Genomic DNA, 17,590 nt, shown 5'->3' on the forward strand with positions numbered 1-17,590 from the left:
GATGGAGCTTATGATCCCATTGAGCAGCCAGGATCCCAGGCCGCTGTATGAACAGATCTACCAGTATATAAAAGGAGAGATCCGGAACGGAGGCCTGAAGCCCATGAAAAAGCTGCCCTCTTCCAGGGAACTGGCCAAAAGCCTGAGGGTCAGCCGCAGTACCACTCAGTCGGCTTATGAACAGCTTGTGGCCGAAGGATACCTGGAGGCGTCGTCGAGACGCGGATATTTTGTGGCCGGACTGGATGGGATCCTGCCCCCGGTCGCTCCGGAAAGACGGGCGGTACAGGAAATGTTTCCAGGCCGGAGGGATGGGGAGGCGCCGGATCTCCAGGAGAAAAAATGGAGAGTGGACTTTTCACCCAGGGGAATTGATCTGGATAGCTTCCCCTTTTCCACCTGGAGGCGGATCAGCCGGGCAGTCTTAAAGGAGGAGGACACGGAAATGTTCTTAAAGGGCAGTCCCCAGGGGGATCTTCTTCTGAGGGAGGCCATCCGGGACTACCTTCATGCAGCCCGGGGCGTAAATTGTACGGCGGAACAGATCATCATCGGCGCAGGGAACGAATATCTTCTGATCCTTTTATCCCAGCTTCTGGGCCGGGAGACCGGGATCGCCATGGAGGATCCCACCTATAAGCAGGCATACCGTGTTCTTGGGGGAATGGGCCATTCGGTTTTTCCTGTGGGAATGGATGACAGCGGCTTCCGGGTACAGGAGCTGGAGCGGCTTCCTGCATCCGCAGCCTATGTGATGCCGTCCCATCAGTTTCCCATGGGGATCGTCATGCCGGTGAAGCGGAGGCAGGAGCTTCTGGCCTGGGCCATGAAAGAGCCGGACCGCTATCTGATCGAGGACGACTACGATAGTGAATTCCGTTACAGGGGAAAGCCGATCCCGGCCCTTCAGGGCATGGATGACAGCGGAAGGGTCATTTATATGGGAACCTTTTCAAAGGCCATTGCGCCTGCCATCCGTGTGGGCTATCTGGTGCTCCCTCCCTCGCTGATGGAACGGTATGAAGAGCGGGGACGGTTCTACTCCTCCACAGTGTCCCGTGTAGACCAGCGGATCCTGGCGATGTTCATTGGAGGCGGCTATTTTGAACGCCATCTGAACCGGATGAGGGAGATCTATAAGGGGAAGCATGACCTGCTTCTGGCTTCCTTAAAGCCTCTGGAAAAGGAATTTGAGATCAGCGGAGAATATGCCGGCCTCCATGTTCTCCTTACCTGCCGCGGAGAGAGGACTGAGGAGCAGCTTGAGAAGGCGGCAGAAACGGAGGGGATCCGGGTCTATGGCTTATCGGGATCTTATATTGGAAAAAAGGATACAGAGAGCCGGACAGTGATCCTGGGATACGCCAGCCTGACAGAAGAGAAGATACAGGAAGGGGCAGCGGCTCTGGCTAAGGCCCTCTGCCCGTAGAAGATGAAGTCCCCTTTTCCCCCTGCGGTTTTGCGGCTCCAAAAGAGGGAGGGAAAAACGCGCAGGGGAGAGAGGGATCAGATGTTTCCGAAGATCCGGTCCTCGATCAGATGAATCCCGTGCCAGAACATTTCGCAGACGGGCGTTTCCACCCCCAGCTCTTTTCCCAGGCGGACCACTGTACCTGCAAACATATCCACTTCTGTGTGCTTTCCGGCCTCCAGATCCTGGAGGGTGGAGGGCTTGTTCTGATATGGAAGGCGGCCGATGGTGTGTTCCTGCCGGTCGATCTCATTCTGGCCGATGTCCACCCCAAGCCGGTTGGCCACTCGGATCACCTCCCACATGGCGGCGCGGCGGAAATAGTTGGCATCAGCACTTTTCTGGAAGGCTCCGAAGGGAATGCCAAACATGGCACAGGTCATATTTTCTCCTACATTGCACATGAATTTAAACCACAGCCCTTTGATCATATCGGAATCGATCTTATAATCGATCCCGCAGCGGTCGAACAGCTCTTTGACGGCCAGGACTTTATCAGAAAAATGGCCGGGATCGTTTTTTTCTTCTCCGAAGTGGATCAGTCCTTTTTCCGGATCGAATTCGGCCTTTCCATCCTTCATGGCGATGCTGACGCGCATATAAGAATAGAGCACATGCTCCTGGCCGTACACATCTGCGGTCCGCTTTTCGCTGTCAATGCCATTGAGGACAGGAAGGATGATGGTTTCCGGTCCCACCTGGTATTTAATATCTTTTAACGCCTGGGCAAGGTCATATCCCTTTACGGCTATGATCACCAGGTCGGAGGGCCCGTCGTTATCCTCCGGGGTGACGATGGGGAAACGGTAATTGATACCGTTTACAGTCACGCCCTTCTGCTCCAGACGGTCCTTTCTCGCTCCAGATGCCATGATACGGAATCCGGCTCCCAGCTTTTCAGAGATCCGTGGAGCAAAGAAGACCCCCATGGCCCCCAGACCGATCAAAGTCACTTTTTTCATTGGCTTCATAATCCTTTTCTCCCTTCGGTGCGATTCCTTATACAGGCGGCCGCATCCAATGTGCGGACCTGTGTAAATTTTATGTATATTTTATAATAAGAATATTCGGGTGTCAATCGTTCAAAGAACCCCCGGGGAGGGTACAGATTCTTTTTCTGTTTTGTTGACTTTTCGGATGAAAGCTGATATACTCAACCTAAGATATTGTGAAAAATGCATAGATAAAAAAGTAATGTGGGTGCTGTATAAATGGTACCCATATGTGCTGAAAAAAATATGGAATGCATTCCACAATATGGAATATCAGAACTACTAAAGTTTCTAAAAGAAACAAAATGAAGGAGGTGCGGTGAGTATATGTGGACTGGGCAGGAAATGACCTTAGCAGACGGTCTGATGATCTCAGCAGTGGGACTTCTGGTCGTGTTTGCGGCTCTTGCGGCGCTGGCGATCGCGGTCATCATCATTTCTAAGATCATCAATACGGCGGTCAAAGATAAGGCACCGAAGCAGGCGGCTGTGGCGGCGGCTCCGGCCCCGGCGCTGGATGAGGAATCCTATGCAGTGCTTCTCGCAGCAATCAGCGAGGAAGCCAGACTGTCGGGAGAAGAGTTCCGTGTTACAAGCATCAAAGAGCTGTAAGGTGAAGTGAGGACCGAAAAAGCAAACGAAAAAGTGAAAAAAGGAAAGGATGTATTTTATTATGAAATATGTAGCTACTTTAAACGGAAAAAAATATGAGATCGAGATCGAGAGAGTGGAAGAGTACAAGCCCCTGGACAGAGGCGTTACTGTGAACGCTCCGGCTCCCATCCTTGCAAAGGCAGCAGCTCCGGCCCCCGCAGCAGCAGCAGCTCCCGCTCCGGCCCCTGCCCCAGCCCCCGCTCCGGCTCCCGCAGCAGCTCCGGCTCCTGCATCAGCAGGCGGACAGTCCGTAGATGCTCCCATGCCTGGTAAGATCCTGGATATCAAGGTGAAGGCCGGCGACGCTGTCAGCTTTGGACAGTGTGTAGTCGTTATGGAAGCCATGAAGATGGAGACTGAGATCGTTGCTCCGGCGGCAGGCACAGTTGCTTCCGTAAACGTAAGCGTAGGCGACGCTGTTGATACAGGCGCTGTTCTGGTGACCTTAAACTAATAGGAGGTGCCCCGTGAATATACTTTCAGTTTTTGGGGAGCTCCTGGCCCAGTCGGGTTTTGCCGCACTGACCTGGCAGCAGGCTGTCATGCTTCTCATTTCCTTCATTTTATTATATCTGGCGATCAAAAAGCAGTTTGAGCCGCTTCTTCTGCTGCCGATTGCCTTCGGTATGTTCCTCGCAAATCTGCCGCTGGCCGGCCTGATGAATGAGGCAGACAACTGGTATAACTCTGGTGTTTTACGGATCATTTACAGCGGCGTGAAATCCAGTCTGTTCCCGTGTCTGATCTTTATGGCCGTAGGTGCCATGACAGACTTCGGTCCCCTGATCGCTAACCCGGTGAGCCTTTTACTTGGCGCAGCCGCCCAGTTCGGCATCTACGTGGCTTTCCTTCTTGCCATGGCAACCGGACTGTTCACACCGGGACAGGCTGCCGCCATCGGTATCATTGGCGGTGCTGACGGCCCGACCGCTATTTACATTGCCAATAACCTGGCTCCGGAGCTGGTGGCTCCCATTGCAGTGGCCGCCTACTCCTATATGGCCCTGATCCCGCTGATCCAGCCGCCGATCATGAAGGCACTCACCACAAAGAAAGAGCGTCAGATCGTTATGAAGCAGCTGCGTAAGGTAAGCAAAGTGGAAAAGATCGTATTCCCCGTATTCGTGGTGCTGTTCTGTTCCTTACTGCTTCCGTCTGTTGCTCCCCTGTTAGGTATGCTGATGCTGGGCAACCTGCTCCGTGAATCCGGAGTGACCGGAAGACTTTCCGACACTGCCCAGAACGCACTGTGCAACATCGTTACCATCATGTTAGGCACCACTGTAGGTGCAACTGCCAACGGCGAGATCTTCTTACGTGTACAGACCATCGCCATCATCTGCATGGGCCTTCTGGCCTTCGCATTTGCGACCGTGGGCGGCGTCCTGTTCGGAAAGCTCCTTTGCGCGCTGACCGGAGGAAAGATCAACCCGCTGATCGGTTCCGCAGGCGTATCCGCAGTTCCCATGGCAGCCCGTGTATCCCAGACCGTCGGAGCCAAAGAAAACCCGACCAACTTCCTTCTGATGCACGCCATGGGCCCCAACGTAGCCGGAGTCATCGGCTCCGCCGTAGCCGCCGGGTACTTTATGCTGATGTTCGGTTAAGCAGAGAGCAGTGCGCAGGATTTCCGGCGGGAGTCTGCACCATGCTCGCATGAGTGCAGAGGAGTGACGGAAATCCTGCATAGGGCGAACGCCCGCGAGCGAGATGGAGCGAAGCGGAATCGAGCTTGCCGCACTGCGGACCAGGCCCCCTTAGGAAACTCCATTCCAGAGTCTGCACCATGCTCGCATGAGTGCAGAGGAGCAGCGGAAATCCTGCATAGGGCGAACGCCCGCGCCCCTCTCAAATAACATTTGACGATTCCATCAGAATTCGGTAGAATTATATCGTATACATAGTGTATTCATAGTATATTTTATAAAGGAGGCTTTATTGTGGCTAATAAAGTTATGTCATTACACGATGCCGTAGAGAAGTACGTTCATGACAACGACGTACTCTGCTTCGGCGGCTTCACCACCAACCGTAAACCTTATGCAGCAGTTTACGAGATCCTTCGTCAGGGAAAGACTGGTTTTGTAGGCTGGTCCGGACCGGCAGGCGGAGACTGGGATATGCTCATCGGCGAGGGCCGTATCAGAGCGTATATCAACTGCTATACCGCCAACTCCGGTTATACAAACGTGGCACGCCGCTTCCGTGCAGCCATTGAGAAGGGTGAGCTGACCTACGAGGATTACTCCCAGGACGTTCTGATGTTACAGCTTCACGCCGCTTCCTTAGGCCTTCCCTACCTCCCCGTAAGAATGATGCAGGGCTCCGGTCTTGTAAAATACTGGGGGATCAGCGAAGAGCAGAGAAAGACCATGGAAGGTGTTGACAACTTAAAATGCGCAGAGATCGAAAACCCGTTTGAGCCGGGCGAAAAGCTGTTAGCTGTTCCGGTTCCGAAGCTGGACTGCGCCATCATCCATGTTCAGCAGGCATCTCCTGATGGAACCTGCATTATCGAAGGCGATGAGTTCCATGATATCGACATTGCCATCGCTGCAAAGCGCACCATCGTAACCTGCGAGGAGATCGTAAGCGATGAGTATATCCGCCGCGATCCCACCAAGACAAGGATCTTCGGCGAGTGTGTAAACGCAGTTGTACGCGCACCCTACGGCGCATGGCCGTCCCAGTGCTACAACTACTACGACGATGATGATAAGGCACTGAAGGAGTACAACAAGGCCTCCATGTACTTAGACGAAGAGGACGCAAAGGCACAGCTCCAGAAGGCTGCCGACAAGGCTGCAAAGGCTGCCGCTGCCAAGCCGGAGGATGAGAAGTTAGCTGCTGCCGCTGAGGCTGCTGCCCAGGCTGCAAAGGACGCTGCCGACGGCACAAAGATCCCGGAGACCTTTAAGGATTACCTGCAGAAGTATGTATACGGCTGTAAGGATCAGGACGACCTTCTTAATGTTATCGGCGGTTCCCGTCTCATGGACCTTAAGAATGAGCCGCACCTTGGCTATTCTACCAGACACTAATTGAGGGGAGGAAAAAGAAAAATGGCTGATTATACAAAGTATACAAAACAGGAAATGCAGGCATATGCCATTGCAAAGAGCATTAAAGAAAATCAGATCGTTATCGTTGGCACAGGCCTTCCGCTCATTGGCGCTTCTCTTGCAAAGCGTGCGGTATGCCCCAGCTGCCATCCCATCGTAGAGAGCGGACTTATGGACTGTTCTCCGGTAGAGGTTCCGCGTTCTGTTGGCGATAACCGTTTCATGGCCCATTGTGCCGTTCAGTGGCCCAACGTCCGTTTCGTTGGCTTTGAGGCCAATGAGTGGCTCCATGACGAGGATCGTCTGATCGCCTTTATCGGCGGCGCACAGATCGACCCCTACGGAAACGTAAACTCCACATGTATCTTCGGAAAGGGTGACTATGTGAAGCCCCAGACCCGTTTCACAGGCTCCGGCGGTGCAAACGGAATCGCTACCTTCTGTAATACTGTGATCATGATGCAGCACCAGAAGAGAAGATTCATGGAGCATGTTGACTACATCACAAGCTGCGGCTGGATGGACGGCCCCGGAGGACGTGAGAGAGCAGGTCTTCCCGGAAACCGCGGTCCGCAGATGGTTGTTACAGACCTTGGTATCATGAAATTCGATGAAGAGACCAAGAGAATGTACCTGGCTTACTACTATCCATTCTCCAGCCCGGAAATGGTTCAGGAGAACACCGGCTTTGAGATCGATGTGACCAGAGCTGAGCTCATGGAGGGCCCGGATCCGGAGATCATCCGCCTGATCCGTGAGGAGATCGATCCCGGCCAGGCATTCATCAAGGTTCCGAAGGAAAATAAATAAGCAACAGTGAATGATGTCCCGGAAGGAGAGGGCGGCAGCGCCTTCTCCTCTGGAACACGATATATGAGGAGGAAGAAAAATGGGATATTTTTCCATGCCGAAATATTTCCAGGATATGCCCGTTGTTGGTAAGCCGTTAGTGAATGCCAACGCAGAAAACGAGGCAGAGCTTAAAGAGATCGAGAAGAATATCCATGACAAGGTAGAAGAGATCCTTGCCAAGGGTATCACCACAGAGGAAAAATTAAACGAGCGCGGCCAGCTTTCCGCCATGCAGCGTATCAACGCTCTGGTAGACGAGGGAACCTTCTGCCCGTTAAACAGCCTCTTTAACCCCAACGACAACAAGATGGGTTCCACCAACATCATCAACGGCCTTGGCCGCGTAAACGGCAAATGGGTCTATGTGATCGCATCCGATAACAAGAAAATGGCTGGAACCTGGGAGCCGGGCCAGGCTGAGAACCTGATCCGCTGCTCCGACGCTGCCAAGATGATGAACCTTCCGCTGATCTACTTATTAAACTGCGCGGGCGTTGACTTCCCGTTCCAGGATCAGGTATATCCCAACCGCCGCGGCGGCGGTACTCCGTTCTTCAGAAATGCTGAGTTAAACCAGTTAGGTATTCCGGTGATCGTAGGTATCTACGGAACGAACCCGGCTGGCGGCGGATACCACAGCATTTCCCCGACGATCCTGATCGCCCACAGCCAGGCCAACATGGCAGTCGGCGGAGCAGGCATCCTTTCCGGTATGAATCCCAAGGGGTATATCGATAAGGAAGCCGCTGATCAGATCGTGGCTGCCCAGATCGAGAATGCCAAGAACAAGGTTCCGGCTCCGGGCTCTGTTCCGGTCCACTATGACGAGACCGGCTTCTTCCGTGAGGTTTACGAGAACGATTACGGCGTGATCGAGGGAATCAAGAAATATATCAGCTACCTTCCGGCTTACAACTTAGAGTTCTTCCGGGTAGATGACCAGAAGGCTCCGCTGCTTCCGGCAGAGGACCTTTACAGCATCATCCCGTTAAACGGAAAGCGTCCGTATGATATTTACGACGTGATCGGCCGTCTCTTCGACGGTTCCCAGTTATACGAGTACAAGAAGGGCTATGGTCCGGAGATGGTGACCGGTCTTGCCAAGGTCAATGGTCTTTTAGTAGGCGTCATCGCCAACGTACAGGGACTTTTAATGAACTATCCGGAGTATAAGCAGAACTCCGTAGGCGTAGGCGGAAAGTTATACCGTCAGGGCCTGATCAAAATGAACGAGTTCGTGACCCTCTGTGCCCGTGACCGGATCCCGCTGATCTGGCTGCAGGATACCACAGGTATCGATGTAGGCGACGATGCAGAGAAGGCAGAGCTTCTGGGCCTTGGCCAGTCTCTGATCTACTCCATCGAGAACTCCGGTCTTCCGTCCTTAGAGGTTACGCTCCGTAAGGCCAGCGCTGCTGCCCACTATGTACTGGGCGGACCCCAGGGCAACAACACCAACGTTTACTCCATCGGTACCGCTGCCTGCGAATACTATGTAATGCCGGGCGAGACCGCTGCCAACGCAATGTACTCCAGAAAGCTTGTGAAGGCAAGCAAGGCTGGCGAGGATATGCAGCCCATCATCGACAAGATGAACGATATGATCCAGCTGTATCATGAAAAATCCCGTCCGGAATACTGTGCGAAGGTCGGCATGGTAGACGAGATCGTTGACATGACAGAGCTTCGTCCGTATATCCAGGCATTCACCGAGGCTGTTTACCAGAATCCGAAGAGCATCTGCCCGATGCACCAGATGGTAACACCCCGTGCGATCCGCGAGTGGAACGACGCGCATAAGGCCTGATCCTGACTGAAGGCGTGAATTCTGATCCAGACCGGGGGCTCCCCGGTCTGGATAATGTTGTATCAAAGGATATATGATTTTGGCTTGTCCTTTAGGGTGCCTTGTGCTATACTGGGACAGGAAAAAACAAAAAATTCATTGATACAGAAGAAAACCCGGAGGTTCGTATGAGTGCAGTTTATACACTGGGGATCGATGTGGGTTCCACAGCGTCCAAATGTATTATTTTAAAAGATGGCAAAGAGATCGTGGCAAAATCCCTGATCGATGTGGGGGCTGGTACCAGCGGCCCGCAGCGCGCCATCGACGCCGTGCTGGAGGCAGCCGGCATGACAAGAGACCAGATGGCCTACGTTCTGGCCACGGGCTATGGCCGCAATTCCTTAATGGGTCTTGCAGATAAGCAGATGAGTGAGCTTTCCTGCCATGCGCGGGGGGCTTCTTTCCTGTTCCCGGAGGCCCATACGGTCATCGATATCGGGGGCCAGGACGTAAAGGTTCTCCGGATCGAGAACGGGACCATGACCAACTTCCAGATGAATGACAAGTGTGCAGCCGGAACCGGCCGTTTCTTAGATGTTATGGCCAGGGTCCTGGAGGTGCGCGTGGAGGATCTGGGAGATCTGGGTGCCCAGTCGAAGAAGCATGTGGGCATCAGCTCCACATGTACCGTATTTGCAGAGAGCGAGGTCATCAGCCAGCTCTCCATGGGTACGGATAAATGCGATATCATCAACGGCATCCATCACTCCGTGGCTGGCCGTGTGGCTGGCCTTGCCCACCGGATCGGCGTGGTAAAGGACCTTGTGATGACCGGAGGTGTAGCTCAGAACAGAGGCGTTGTATCTGCGCTGGAAGAGGAGCTGGGGTGTCCGATCCTCACTTCTCCGCTGACCCAGTATAACGGCGCTTTGGGTGCCGCCCTGTTCGCATGGCAGGCAGCGACCCGCTAAACGGTAAGACAACGGGCCAGAGGGACATGAGCCATGTCTGTCTGGCTGCCGTCGTTTATACATTCAATGAGGAGGATGAATAATTATGGCTAAAAAGCAGGTTAGTCCCGGCGTTCTTGCCCTTCGTAAGGTTGTGGATGACGTTCACAAGGACGCGCGTGAGGCAAAAAAAAGAGGCGAGTTAGTGGGATGGTCTTCTTCCAAATTCCCGTGTGAGCTCGCAGCAGCATTTGACCTGAATGTTATGTATCCCGAGAACCAGGCCGCTGGTATCGCAGCAAACCGCTACGGCGAGATGATGTGCCAGGCAGCCGAGGATCTGGGCTATGACAACGATATCTGTGGATACGCACGTATCAGCCTTGCTTATGCGGCTGGCGTCCGCGTTGCCCGTAAATTTGATCCGGAGACCGGTGAGTATATCATCGATCCGTCCACTGGAAAGCCCTTAAAGGATGAGAACGGCAACGTGGTCATCGACGAGGCCACTGGAAAGCCGAAAAAGGATCCGAAGACCCAGACTCCGTACCTGGAGCTTGTAAATATCCTGGAGCTTGAAAAGCTGCCGGATGGACCGGACAAGAAGCGCCGCATCGAGGCCATCTCTCCCATCCGTCAGATGCAGATCCCGCAGCCGGATTTCGTTCTCTGCTGCAACAACATCTGTAACTGTATGACAAAATGGTATGAGAACATTGCCCGTATGTGCAACGTTCCGCTGATCATGATCGACATCCCGTACAATAACACCGTAGATGTTCATGACTCCAACGTGAAGTATGTCCGCGCCCAGTTCGATAAGGCCATCAAGCAGTTAGAAGAGCTGACAGGAAAGAAATTCGACGAGAAGAAATTTGAGAAGGCCTGTGAGAACGCAAACCATACTGCGAAGGCATGGTTAAAGGTTTGTGACTACTTACAGTACAAACCGGCTCCATACTCTGGATTTGACCTGTTCAACCATATGGCTGACGTTGTAACAGCCCGTGCAAGAGTTGAGGCCGCCGAGGCATTTGAGCTTTTAGCCTCCGACCTGGAAGAGACCATCAAGAAGGGCGAGACCACCACGCCGTTCCCGGAGAAATACCGTGTAATGTTCGAGGGTATCCCCTGCTGGCCCAAGCTTCCGGCACTGTTCAAACCGTTAAAGGAGCATGGCGTCAACGTAACAGCCGTTGTTTACGCTCCGGCCTTCGGTTTCGTTTACAACAATATGGACGAGATGGCACGCGCTTACTATAAGGCTCCCAACTCTGTCTGCATCGAGCAGGGCGTTGACTGGCGTGAGGGCATCTGCCGCGACAACAAGGTTGACGGCGTTCTGGTACACTACAATAGAAGCTGTAAGCCGTGGAGCGGCTATATGGCAGAGATGCAGCGCCGCTTTACAAAGGATCTCGGCGTTCCGACTGCCGGCTTCGACGGCGACCAGGCTGACCCGCGTAACTTCAACGCCGCCCAGTACGAGACCCGCGTTCAGGGCCTTGTGGAGGCCATGGAGGCAAACATGCAGGAAAAGGAGGCTAAATAGACCATGAGTATCAACGCATTATTAGATGAATTTAAGGTAAAAGCAGCTACTCCCAAGCAGCAGCTGGCTGAATATAAGGCTCAGGGTAAAAAGGTCATCGGCGTTCTGCCGTACTATGCTCCGGAGGAGCTTGTTTACGCAGCCGGTATGGTTCCCATGGGGATCTGGGGTTCCAATAACAAGACCATCAGCCGCGCAAAAGAATACTGTGCGACCTTCTACTGCACCATCGCCCAGCTGGCGCTGGAAATGCTCTTAGACGGGACCATGGATGACCTGGACGGCATCATCACCCCCACCATCTGCGATACGCTCCGTCCCATGAGCCAGAACTTCCGTGTATCCATGGGAGATAAGATGGCAGTTATCTTCTTAGCCCATCCCCAGAACCGCTTTGAGGATTTCGGCCTCCAGTTCTGCATCGACCAGTACAACCATGTAAAGGAAGAGCTGGAGAAGGTATGCGGCCATGAGATCACTGCCGACGCCATCAGGGATGCCATCAAGGTCTACAATAAGAGCCGTGCAGCCCGCCGCGCATTTGTAAAGCTGGCCAACGACCATTGTGATGTGATCACACCCACCAAGCGTTCTGCAGTATTAAAGGCATTCTACTTTATGGAGAAGCCGGCATACACAGAAATGCTGGAGGAATTAAATAAAGAGCTGGAGGCTCTTCCGGTATGCGACTGGAAGGGAACCAAGGTGGTCACCTCCGGTATCATCTGCGATAATCCGAAGCTTCTGGCTGCATTTGAAGAGAACAATGTTGCCATCGCTGCCGATGACGTTGCCCATGAGAGCCGTTCCTTCAACACAGATGTTCCGGAGGATGAGGAATGTCCGATGATGGCTCTGGCAAAACAGTTTGCCAACATCGACCATGACGTTCTTCTTTACGATCCCCAGTCTGAGAAGAACCGCCGCGGCGAGTTCGTTGCCGATCTTGTTAAGAAGAGCGGCGCTCAGGGCCTTGTACTGTTCATGCAGCAGTTCTGCGATCCGGAGGAGATGGAGTATCCGTACTTAAAGAAAGCCCTGGACGATGCAAAGATCCCGCACATCAAACTGGGCATCGACCAGCAGATGCGCGACTTCGGCCAGGCCCAGACTGCGATCCAGGCCTTTGCAGATGTGCTTGAGATGAGCAAATAATAAAAAATGATTTCCGGTCCGCCGACCGGTTTGTGTCGTAACGGTGCTGTAACAATATGAAAGGTTCCGGCAGAGATGGCAAAGGCTGTTTCTGCCGGGGCCTTTTTTGCTTTACGGATCGCAGGTTTTCTGATAAGATAGTCCAAGAAGAAAGAAAAGGGGAGGAGATTATGTTTCTGACAGGTACGAAAAAGATGCTGGGAGACCGGATCTTTTTACAGAAGGCCGTACGCATCGCCCTTCCAGTGGCCATGCAGGGAATGCTGAATACGATCGTAAACCTGGTGGATACCATGATGATCGGGACGCTGGGAGAAACGACCATCGCGGCGGTGGGCCTGGCAAATAAGGTGTTTTTTGTATTTTCACTCCTTGTATTCGGGATCGTCAGCGGGAGCGGAGTCCTGGCGGCCCAGTACTGGGGCAATAATGATGTGAAAAACATAAGAAAGGTGCTGGGACTGGCACTTATGCTGGCACTGGCTGGCGCAGCGGCCTTTATGATCCCGGCCATGGTGTGCCCGGAGCTGGTGATGCGGATCTTCACGGTCAGCCCGGAGACCATACGCATCGGCAGCGCATATCTGGTGGTGGCAGCCATATCCTATCCGTTTACGGCTTTCACCAACGTTTATGTGGCCATGCTCCGGGCCGTGGGCCAGGTGAAGCTTCCAGTGTTCACAAGCTGCCTGGCGATCATCGTGAATATCGTTTTGAATTTTCTGCTGATCTTTCCGGCGCGCACCGTCACAGCCGCAGGACAGGAAATCTTCATTTACGGCGCAGGTCTCGGAGTTGTGGGTGCAGCCCTGGCAACGCTGATCGCCAGGATCGTGGAAGCGGCGGTGCTGGTCCTTGTGGTTTATATACGGAAATTCCCCATTGCCTGCCGTATCCGGGAGATGTTCGGGTATACAAAGGCGTTTATCCGCCAGTTTGTCAGCACCTGCGCCCCGGTCATTGCCAATGAGTTCATGTGGGGGCTGGGCGTGACCATGTATTCCCTGGCCTATGGACGGATGGGCGATAACGCAGTGGCGGCCGTCACCATCGCCATGACGATCCAGGATATCGTATTCGTTCTGTTCCAGGGACTGAGCGCCGCCACAGCGGTGATCCTGGGGAACGAGATGGGAGCCGGCCATCTGGAACGGGCAGAGGAGTATGCGACCAATTTCTTTCGGCTGCTGTTCCTTCTGTCGGCGGCCGGAATGGTGATCGTGCTGATGATCCGGGGACCGATCCTGTCCATTTACCAGATCTCTCCGGAGGTGAAGGAGGACGCGGCCAGATGTCTCCTTACATTCGCCCTGTTCCTGCCGGCAAAGATGTACAATCTGATCTGTATCGTAGGCGTTTTGCGGAGCGGCGGCGATACAAAGATGTGCCTGTTCCTGGATACCAGCGGCGTCTGGTGCATTGGGATCCCCCTGGCGTTTCTGGGCGGGCTTGTGTTCCATTTCCCGATCTATGTGGTCTACGGCATGGTCATGCTGGAGGAGGTCTATAAGTCGGCGCTGGGATACTGGAGATACCGTCAGAAGAAGTGGCTGAGGAATCTGGCGGCGGAGATTTAAATAAGAAAAGAAAGAGGGAGTGTTTCCTGGGCATCAGAACCGATGACCGGAAGCGCTCCCTTCTGGATTTATAAGGACTCAGGCCCTGGAACTGAACAGGGGAGAGTATCCGATGTCCCTGGAAAGATCAGCAGCAAATTTCTGCACATATTCCAGCTGGACCTTTAAAAGCTCTTCGCTGTTTAAGCGGATCGTGGGGGCGATGATGCCGATGGATCCGGCCAGCTCACCCTCTGAGTTGAAGACAGGGGCTCCGATGCCCACGGCGTCGTTGACGTATTCTCCGTAGGTGATGGCGTAACCGGACTGACGGATCCTTTTTAATTCGTCACGGAGATCGCCGGCATCCACCCGGGGGAAGGCGTGATCGTGTTCAATGATTTTTTTCACATATTCCTCAATAAAGGAGGGAGACTGGTAGGCCAGGAGCACCTTGCGGATGGCTCCGCAGTGGAGATACATCTCATAGCCAAATTCCTCCACCACCTTTATGTGGTTGGGACCGTCCACCTTTTCGATCACAAGACCCTTGTTGCCTACGGGGATCACCAGATAAGAATCCTCCTCGGTCCTGGCAGAAAGAGCGGACAGGAGAGGATGGGCGGCATCCTGTAAACGGATCCCGCTGGCAGCGGCTTTTCCCAGGGGGATCAGCGCAGGCCCCAGACGGTATGTATGTGACCGCTCGTCGCGGATCACATATTTTTTTTCACAGAAGGTCTGGAGGATCCGGTGCACAGTGCTGGGAGGCAGATCGATGGCCTCCGCCAGTTCCGCAATGGAATAGCTGCGGTTCCTTTCCTTCAGTACCTCCAGGATCTCAATGGAGCGTAGAAGGCTCTGGATCATTTTCCGGCACCGTCCGTATCTTCTTCCACAGTGGCTGATTCTGCCGGAACCGGAGAAGCGGCTTCCTTTACGGCCTCAGCGGGTTCTTCCTGGGGAGCAGTTTCGGGGGCCGGTTCTGCGTCTTTCGGTCCCTCAGCGTTTTTTTCTTCCCCGGCCTTGCACTTTCCGGGTTCCAGCGTAATATACGTGCGCTCTTTGGCGGCGTCACAGGAAGAAGTTCCCTTTCCTGTTTCCCCAGAGGACGTTTCCTCGTCTTCGTAATCATGGAAATCTTTGTCCAGCTCATCATTGAAAGATTTATACTTCAAATAATAGGAAATACCTGCGGCAGCTGCACCGATGGCAGCCCCAAGAGCGATGAGCAGACCTGTTTTTTTCTTGGACATAGTTCATTCTCCTTTCAACCGGCATGAACGTAAACCGATATAGATTAATAATAAGCCATATTCCAGGAAAAAGGAAGGGATATTTGTAAAGAAAATGAAAAAATCCCAAAAAAATTCCATAAAATTAGCACTCGACCCTTGACAGTGCTAATAATGCGTGCTATAACATTACTTGTGAAAAGGAACAGAGATTTTGAAATGTTCTGGAATTTCAACCAATAGAAAAACATAAAGACAGAAATGGCAAGGAGGAGTCAGTAATGAAATTAGTACCATTATTTGACAGGGTTGTTTTAAAACAGTTAGTTGCAGAAGAAACGACAAAGTCCGGTATCGTGCTTCCGGGTCAGGCAAAAGAGAAACCGCAGCAGGCAGAAGTCATTGCCGTTGGACCGGGCGGAGTTGTGGACGGCAAGGAAGTTACCATGCAGGTAAAGGTTGGAGACCAGGTAATCTTCTCTAAGTACTCCGGAACTGAGGTTAAGACGGACGACGCAGAATACATCATCGTAAAACAGAACGATATTCTTGCTGTTATTGAATAAGCAGCGGCGGGAGACCGTAAGGCTGCGGCTGCTCCGGTCTGGCCGGAGCGTATATAAATTTGGAGGTAATTGAATCATGGCTAAGGAAATTAAATATGGCGTAGATGCCAGAAAAGCTCTGGAAGCTGGCGTAAATAAACTTGCTGATACCGTCCGCGTGACATTAGGGCCCAAAGGAAGAAACGTGGTCCTGGATAAATCCTTCGGAACACCGCTGATCACCAACGACGGCGTGACCATCGCAAAAGAGATCGAGCTGGAAGACGCTTTTGAAAACATGGGCGCACAGATCTTAAAAGAAGTTGCCACAAAGACAAACGACGTTGCCGGTGACGGTACTACCACCGCAACCGTTCTGGCCCAGGCAATGATCAATGAGGGAATGAAGAACCTGGCAGCAGGCGCAAACCCCATTATCTTAAGAAAAGGAATGAAGAAGGCCACCGACGAGGCTGTAAAGGCCATCGCTGAGATGAGCCAGCCCATCAGCGGCAAGGCACAGATCGCAAGGGTCGCAGCAATCTCCGCTTCCAGCGATGAAGTAGGCGAGATGGTTGCAGACGCCATGGAAAAAGTGACCGGAGACGGCGTGATCACCATCGAAGAGTCCAAGACCATGAAGACCGAGCTGGATCTGGTAGAAGGAATGCAGTTTGACAGAGGCTATATTTCCGCATATATGTGCACAGATATGGAGAAAATGGAAGCCGTTCTGGATGATCCCTACATCCTGATCACAGACAAGAAGATCTCCAACATCAACGATATCCTTCCGTTACTGGAGCAGATCGTGAAGACTGGCGCAAAGCTTCTGATCATTGCTGAGGATATCGAGGGCGAGGCTCTTACGACCTTGATCGTAAATAAATTAAGAGGAACCTTCAGCGTAGTGGGTGTAAAGGCACCGGGCTACGGCGACAGAAGAAAAGAAATGTTAAAGGATATCGCGATCCTCACAGGCGGCACTGTGATCTCCGAGGAGCTGGGTCTTGACCTTAAGGATGCGACCATGGAAGAGCTGGGCCGTGCGAAATCCGTTAAAGTACAGAAAGAGAACACCATCATCGTTGACGGCCTTGGCGATAAGGAAGAGATCGCCAACCGCATCGGCCAGATCAAGGGTCAGATCGAGGAGACAAAGTCTGACTTTGACAGAGAAAAGCTTCAGGAGAGACTTGCAAAGCTTTCCGGCGGCGTAGCAGTGATCCGTGTGGGCGCTGCCACAGAGACAGAAATGAAGGAAGCAAAGCTCCGTATGGAAGATGCCCTGGCAGCTACAAAGGCAGCCGTTGAAGAGGGCATCATCGCAGGCGGCGGATCTGCCTACGTTCATGCAGCAGAGAAAGTGGCTGCTGTGGTAAGCGGTCTGGAAGGTGATGAGAAGACTGGCGGAAACATCATCTTAAAGGCACTGGAGGCTCCCTTATACCATATCGTTGCCAATGCAGGCCTGGAGGGCTCCGTGATCGTCAACAAGGTAAAAGAGATGGCCACAGGCATGGGCTTTGACGCATACAAAGAAGAGTATGTTGATATGGTAGAAGCAGGGATCCTGGATCCTGCAAAGGTTACAAGAAGCGCATTACAGAACGCTACCAGCGTAGCTTCCACGCTCCTTACGACCGAATCCGTAGTAGCGAACATTAAGGAAGAAACTCCCGCCATGCCCGCCGGCGCCGGCGGAATGGGCGGAATGATGTAGTCCGCGTAAAGCATTGCAAAAAAGGCTGCAGAAACCGGCTCTGGCAAGCTTGCT

General features: G+C 53.0%; 16 protein-coding genes. 13 read left to right on the plus strand and 3 right to left on the minus strand.

Annotated elements, in window-relative coordinates; genetic code table 11:
• Position 1: 1 nt before the first annotated feature.
• Positions 2 to 1,429 (plus strand): MocR-like pyridoxine biosynthesis transcription factor PdxR, encoded by a 1,428-nt coding sequence (gene pdxR / locus OCV69_RS07375; RefSeq protein WP_158358506.1) that lies wholly within the window; start codon positions 2 to 4, stop codon positions 1,427 to 1,429.
• Positions 1,430 to 1,506: 77 nt separating this feature from the next.
• On the opposite strand, the gene OCV69_RS07380 is transcribed toward pdxR, so the two are convergent.
• Positions 1,507 to 2,442, minus strand: a complete 936-nt coding sequence (locus OCV69_RS07380; RefSeq protein WP_158358505.1) for a ketopantoate reductase family protein — start codon at positions 2,440 to 2,442, stop codon at positions 1,507 to 1,509.
• Between the two features lie 348 nt (positions 2,443 to 2,790).
• Between OCV69_RS07380 and OCV69_RS07385 the strand changes: the two genes are divergently transcribed.
• From OCV69_RS07385 to OCV69_RS07430, 10 genes are all read left to right on the plus strand, one after another.
• The gene (locus OCV69_RS07385) at positions 2,791 to 3,075 is read left to right on the plus strand and encodes an OadG family transporter subunit (protein ID WP_158358504.1); all 285 of its coding nucleotides are present in this window, start codon (positions 2,791 to 2,793) and stop codon (positions 3,073 to 3,075) included.
• Positions 3,076 to 3,136: 61 nt separating this feature from the next.
• The gene (locus OCV69_RS07390) at positions 3,137 to 3,571 is read left to right on the plus strand and encodes a biotin/lipoyl-containing protein (protein WP_158358503.1); all 435 of its coding nucleotides are present in this window, start codon (positions 3,137 to 3,139) and stop codon (positions 3,569 to 3,571) included.
• A 13-nt stretch (positions 3,572 to 3,584) separates the two neighbouring features.
• Positions 3,585 to 4,724 (plus strand): sodium ion-translocating decarboxylase subunit beta, encoded by a 1,140-nt coding sequence (locus tag OCV69_RS07395; protein ID WP_262428028.1) that lies wholly within the window; start codon positions 3,585 to 3,587, stop codon positions 4,722 to 4,724.
• A gap of 333 nt (positions 4,725 to 5,057) precedes the next feature.
• Positions 5,058 to 6,158, plus strand: a complete 1,101-nt coding sequence (locus OCV69_RS07400) for a CoA transferase subunit A (protein ID WP_022272579.1) — start codon at positions 5,058 to 5,060, stop codon at positions 6,156 to 6,158.
• A gap of 21 nt (positions 6,159 to 6,179) precedes the next feature.
• Positions 6,180 to 6,989 carry a glutaconate CoA-transferase subunit B gene (gctB, locus tag OCV69_RS07405; RefSeq protein ID WP_022272578.1) on the plus strand — a complete coding sequence of 270 codons (810 nt, stop codon included), beginning with the start codon at positions 6,180 to 6,182 and terminating at the stop codon, positions 6,987 to 6,989.
• A gap of 79 nt (positions 6,990 to 7,068) precedes the next feature.
• Positions 7,069 to 8,838 carry an acyl-CoA carboxylase subunit beta gene (locus OCV69_RS07410; protein ID WP_158358502.1) on the plus strand — a complete coding sequence of 590 codons (1,770 nt, stop codon included), beginning with the start codon at positions 7,069 to 7,071 and terminating at the stop codon, positions 8,836 to 8,838.
• Positions 8,839 to 9,005: 167 nt separating this feature from the next.
• Positions 9,006 to 9,791 carry a (R)-2-hydroxyglutaryl-CoA dehydratase activase HgdC gene (hgdC, locus tag OCV69_RS07415; protein ID WP_022272576.1) on the plus strand — a complete coding sequence of 262 codons (786 nt, stop codon included), beginning with the start codon at positions 9,006 to 9,008 and terminating at the stop codon, positions 9,789 to 9,791.
• 85 nt (positions 9,792 to 9,876) lie between these two features.
• Positions 9,877 to 11,322 carry a (R)-2-hydroxyglutaryl-CoA dehydratase subunit alpha gene (gene hgdA, locus OCV69_RS07420; RefSeq protein WP_158358501.1) on the plus strand — a complete coding sequence of 482 codons (1,446 nt, stop codon included), beginning with the start codon at positions 9,877 to 9,879 and terminating at the stop codon, positions 11,320 to 11,322.
• A gap of 3 nt (positions 11,323 to 11,325) precedes the next feature.
• Positions 11,326 to 12,477: a (R)-2-hydroxyglutaryl-CoA dehydratase subunit beta gene (gene hgdB / locus OCV69_RS07425; RefSeq protein WP_158358500.1), complete on the plus strand. Its 1,152-nt coding sequence runs from the start codon at positions 11,326 to 11,328 to the stop codon at positions 12,475 to 12,477.
• A 170-nt stretch (positions 12,478 to 12,647) separates the two neighbouring features.
• The gene (locus tag OCV69_RS07430; protein WP_262563042.1) at positions 12,648 to 14,054 is read left to right on the plus strand and encodes an MATE family efflux transporter; all 1,407 of its coding nucleotides are present in this window, start codon (positions 12,648 to 12,650) and stop codon (positions 14,052 to 14,054) included.
• Between the two features lie 78 nt (positions 14,055 to 14,132).
• Here the strand turns inward: OCV69_RS07430 and OCV69_RS07435 are convergent, their stop codons facing one another.
• Both OCV69_RS07435 and OCV69_RS07440 read right to left on the minus strand, forming a co-directional pair.
• Positions 14,133 to 14,903 (minus strand): IclR family transcriptional regulator, encoded by a 771-nt coding sequence (locus OCV69_RS07435; RefSeq protein WP_158358499.1) that lies wholly within the window; start codon positions 14,901 to 14,903, stop codon positions 14,133 to 14,135.
• Positions 14,900 to 15,289 (minus strand): hypothetical protein, encoded by a 390-nt coding sequence (locus OCV69_RS07440; protein WP_022272571.1) that lies wholly within the window; start codon positions 15,287 to 15,289, stop codon positions 14,900 to 14,902. The genes OCV69_RS07435 and OCV69_RS07440 overlap by 4 nt, the downstream gene beginning before the upstream one ends.
• A gap of 260 nt (positions 15,290 to 15,549) precedes the next feature.
• On the opposite strand from OCV69_RS07440, the gene OCV69_RS07445 reads away from it, so the two are divergent.
• The gene (locus tag OCV69_RS07445; RefSeq protein ID WP_022272570.1) at positions 15,550 to 15,834 is read left to right on the plus strand and encodes a co-chaperone GroES; all 285 of its coding nucleotides are present in this window, start codon (positions 15,550 to 15,552) and stop codon (positions 15,832 to 15,834) included.
• A 76-nt stretch (positions 15,835 to 15,910) separates the two neighbouring features.
• The gene (groL, locus tag OCV69_RS07450) at positions 15,911 to 17,536 is read left to right on the plus strand and encodes a chaperonin GroEL (protein WP_158358498.1); all 1,626 of its coding nucleotides are present in this window, start codon (positions 15,911 to 15,913) and stop codon (positions 17,534 to 17,536) included.
• The last annotated feature ends 54 nt before the right edge of the window (positions 17,537 to 17,590 follow it).

The organism is Alitiscatomonas aceti (genome assembly GCF_025567195.1).
Taxonomy (GTDB): Bacteria; Bacillota; Clostridia; order Lachnospirales; family Lachnospiraceae; genus Alitiscatomonas; species Alitiscatomonas aceti.

Bases quoted from the DNA above. Each gene is read 5' to 3' on its own strand.
- OCV69_RS07435 (WP_158358499.1), bottom strand. From the start codon at position 14,903: ATGATCCAGAGCCTTCTACGCTCCATTGAGATCCTGGAGGTACTGAAG.
- gctB (WP_022272578.1), top strand. From the start codon at position 6,180: ATGGCTGATTATACAAAGTATACAAAACAGGAAATGCAGGCATATGCC.
- OCV69_RS07440 (WP_022272571.1), bottom strand. From the start codon at position 15,289: ATGTCCAAGAAAAAAACAGGTCTGCTCATCGCTCTTGGGGCTGCCATC.
- OCV69_RS07445 (WP_022272570.1), top strand. From the start codon at position 15,550: ATGAAATTAGTACCATTATTTGACAGGGTTGTTTTAAAACAGTTAGTT.
- hgdC (WP_022272576.1), top strand. From the start codon at position 9,006: ATGAGTGCAGTTTATACACTGGGGATCGATGTGGGTTCCACAGCGTCC.
- pdxR (WP_158358506.1), top strand. From the start codon at position 2: ATGGAGCTTATGATCCCATTGAGCAGCCAGGATCCCAGGCCGCTGTAT.
- OCV69_RS07390 (WP_158358503.1), top strand. From the start codon at position 3,137: ATGAAATATGTAGCTACTTTAAACGGAAAAAAATATGAGATCGAGATC.
- OCV69_RS07380 (WP_158358505.1), bottom strand. From the start codon at position 2,442: ATGAAGCCAATGAAAAAAGTGACTTTGATCGGTCTGGGGGCCATGGGG.
- hgdA (WP_158358501.1), top strand. From the start codon at position 9,877: ATGGCTAAAAAGCAGGTTAGTCCCGGCGTTCTTGCCCTTCGTAAGGTT.
- OCV69_RS07410 (WP_158358502.1), top strand. From the start codon at position 7,069: ATGGGATATTTTTCCATGCCGAAATATTTCCAGGATATGCCCGTTGTT.
- groL (WP_158358498.1), top strand. From the start codon at position 15,911: ATGGCTAAGGAAATTAAATATGGCGTAGATGCCAGAAAAGCTCTGGAA.
- hgdB (WP_158358500.1), top strand. From the start codon at position 11,326: ATGAGTATCAACGCATTATTAGATGAATTTAAGGTAAAAGCAGCTACT.
- OCV69_RS07385 (WP_158358504.1), top strand. From the start codon at position 2,791: ATGTGGACTGGGCAGGAAATGACCTTAGCAGACGGTCTGATGATCTCA.
- OCV69_RS07430 (WP_262563042.1), top strand. From the start codon at position 12,648: ATGTTTCTGACAGGTACGAAAAAGATGCTGGGAGACCGGATCTTTTTA.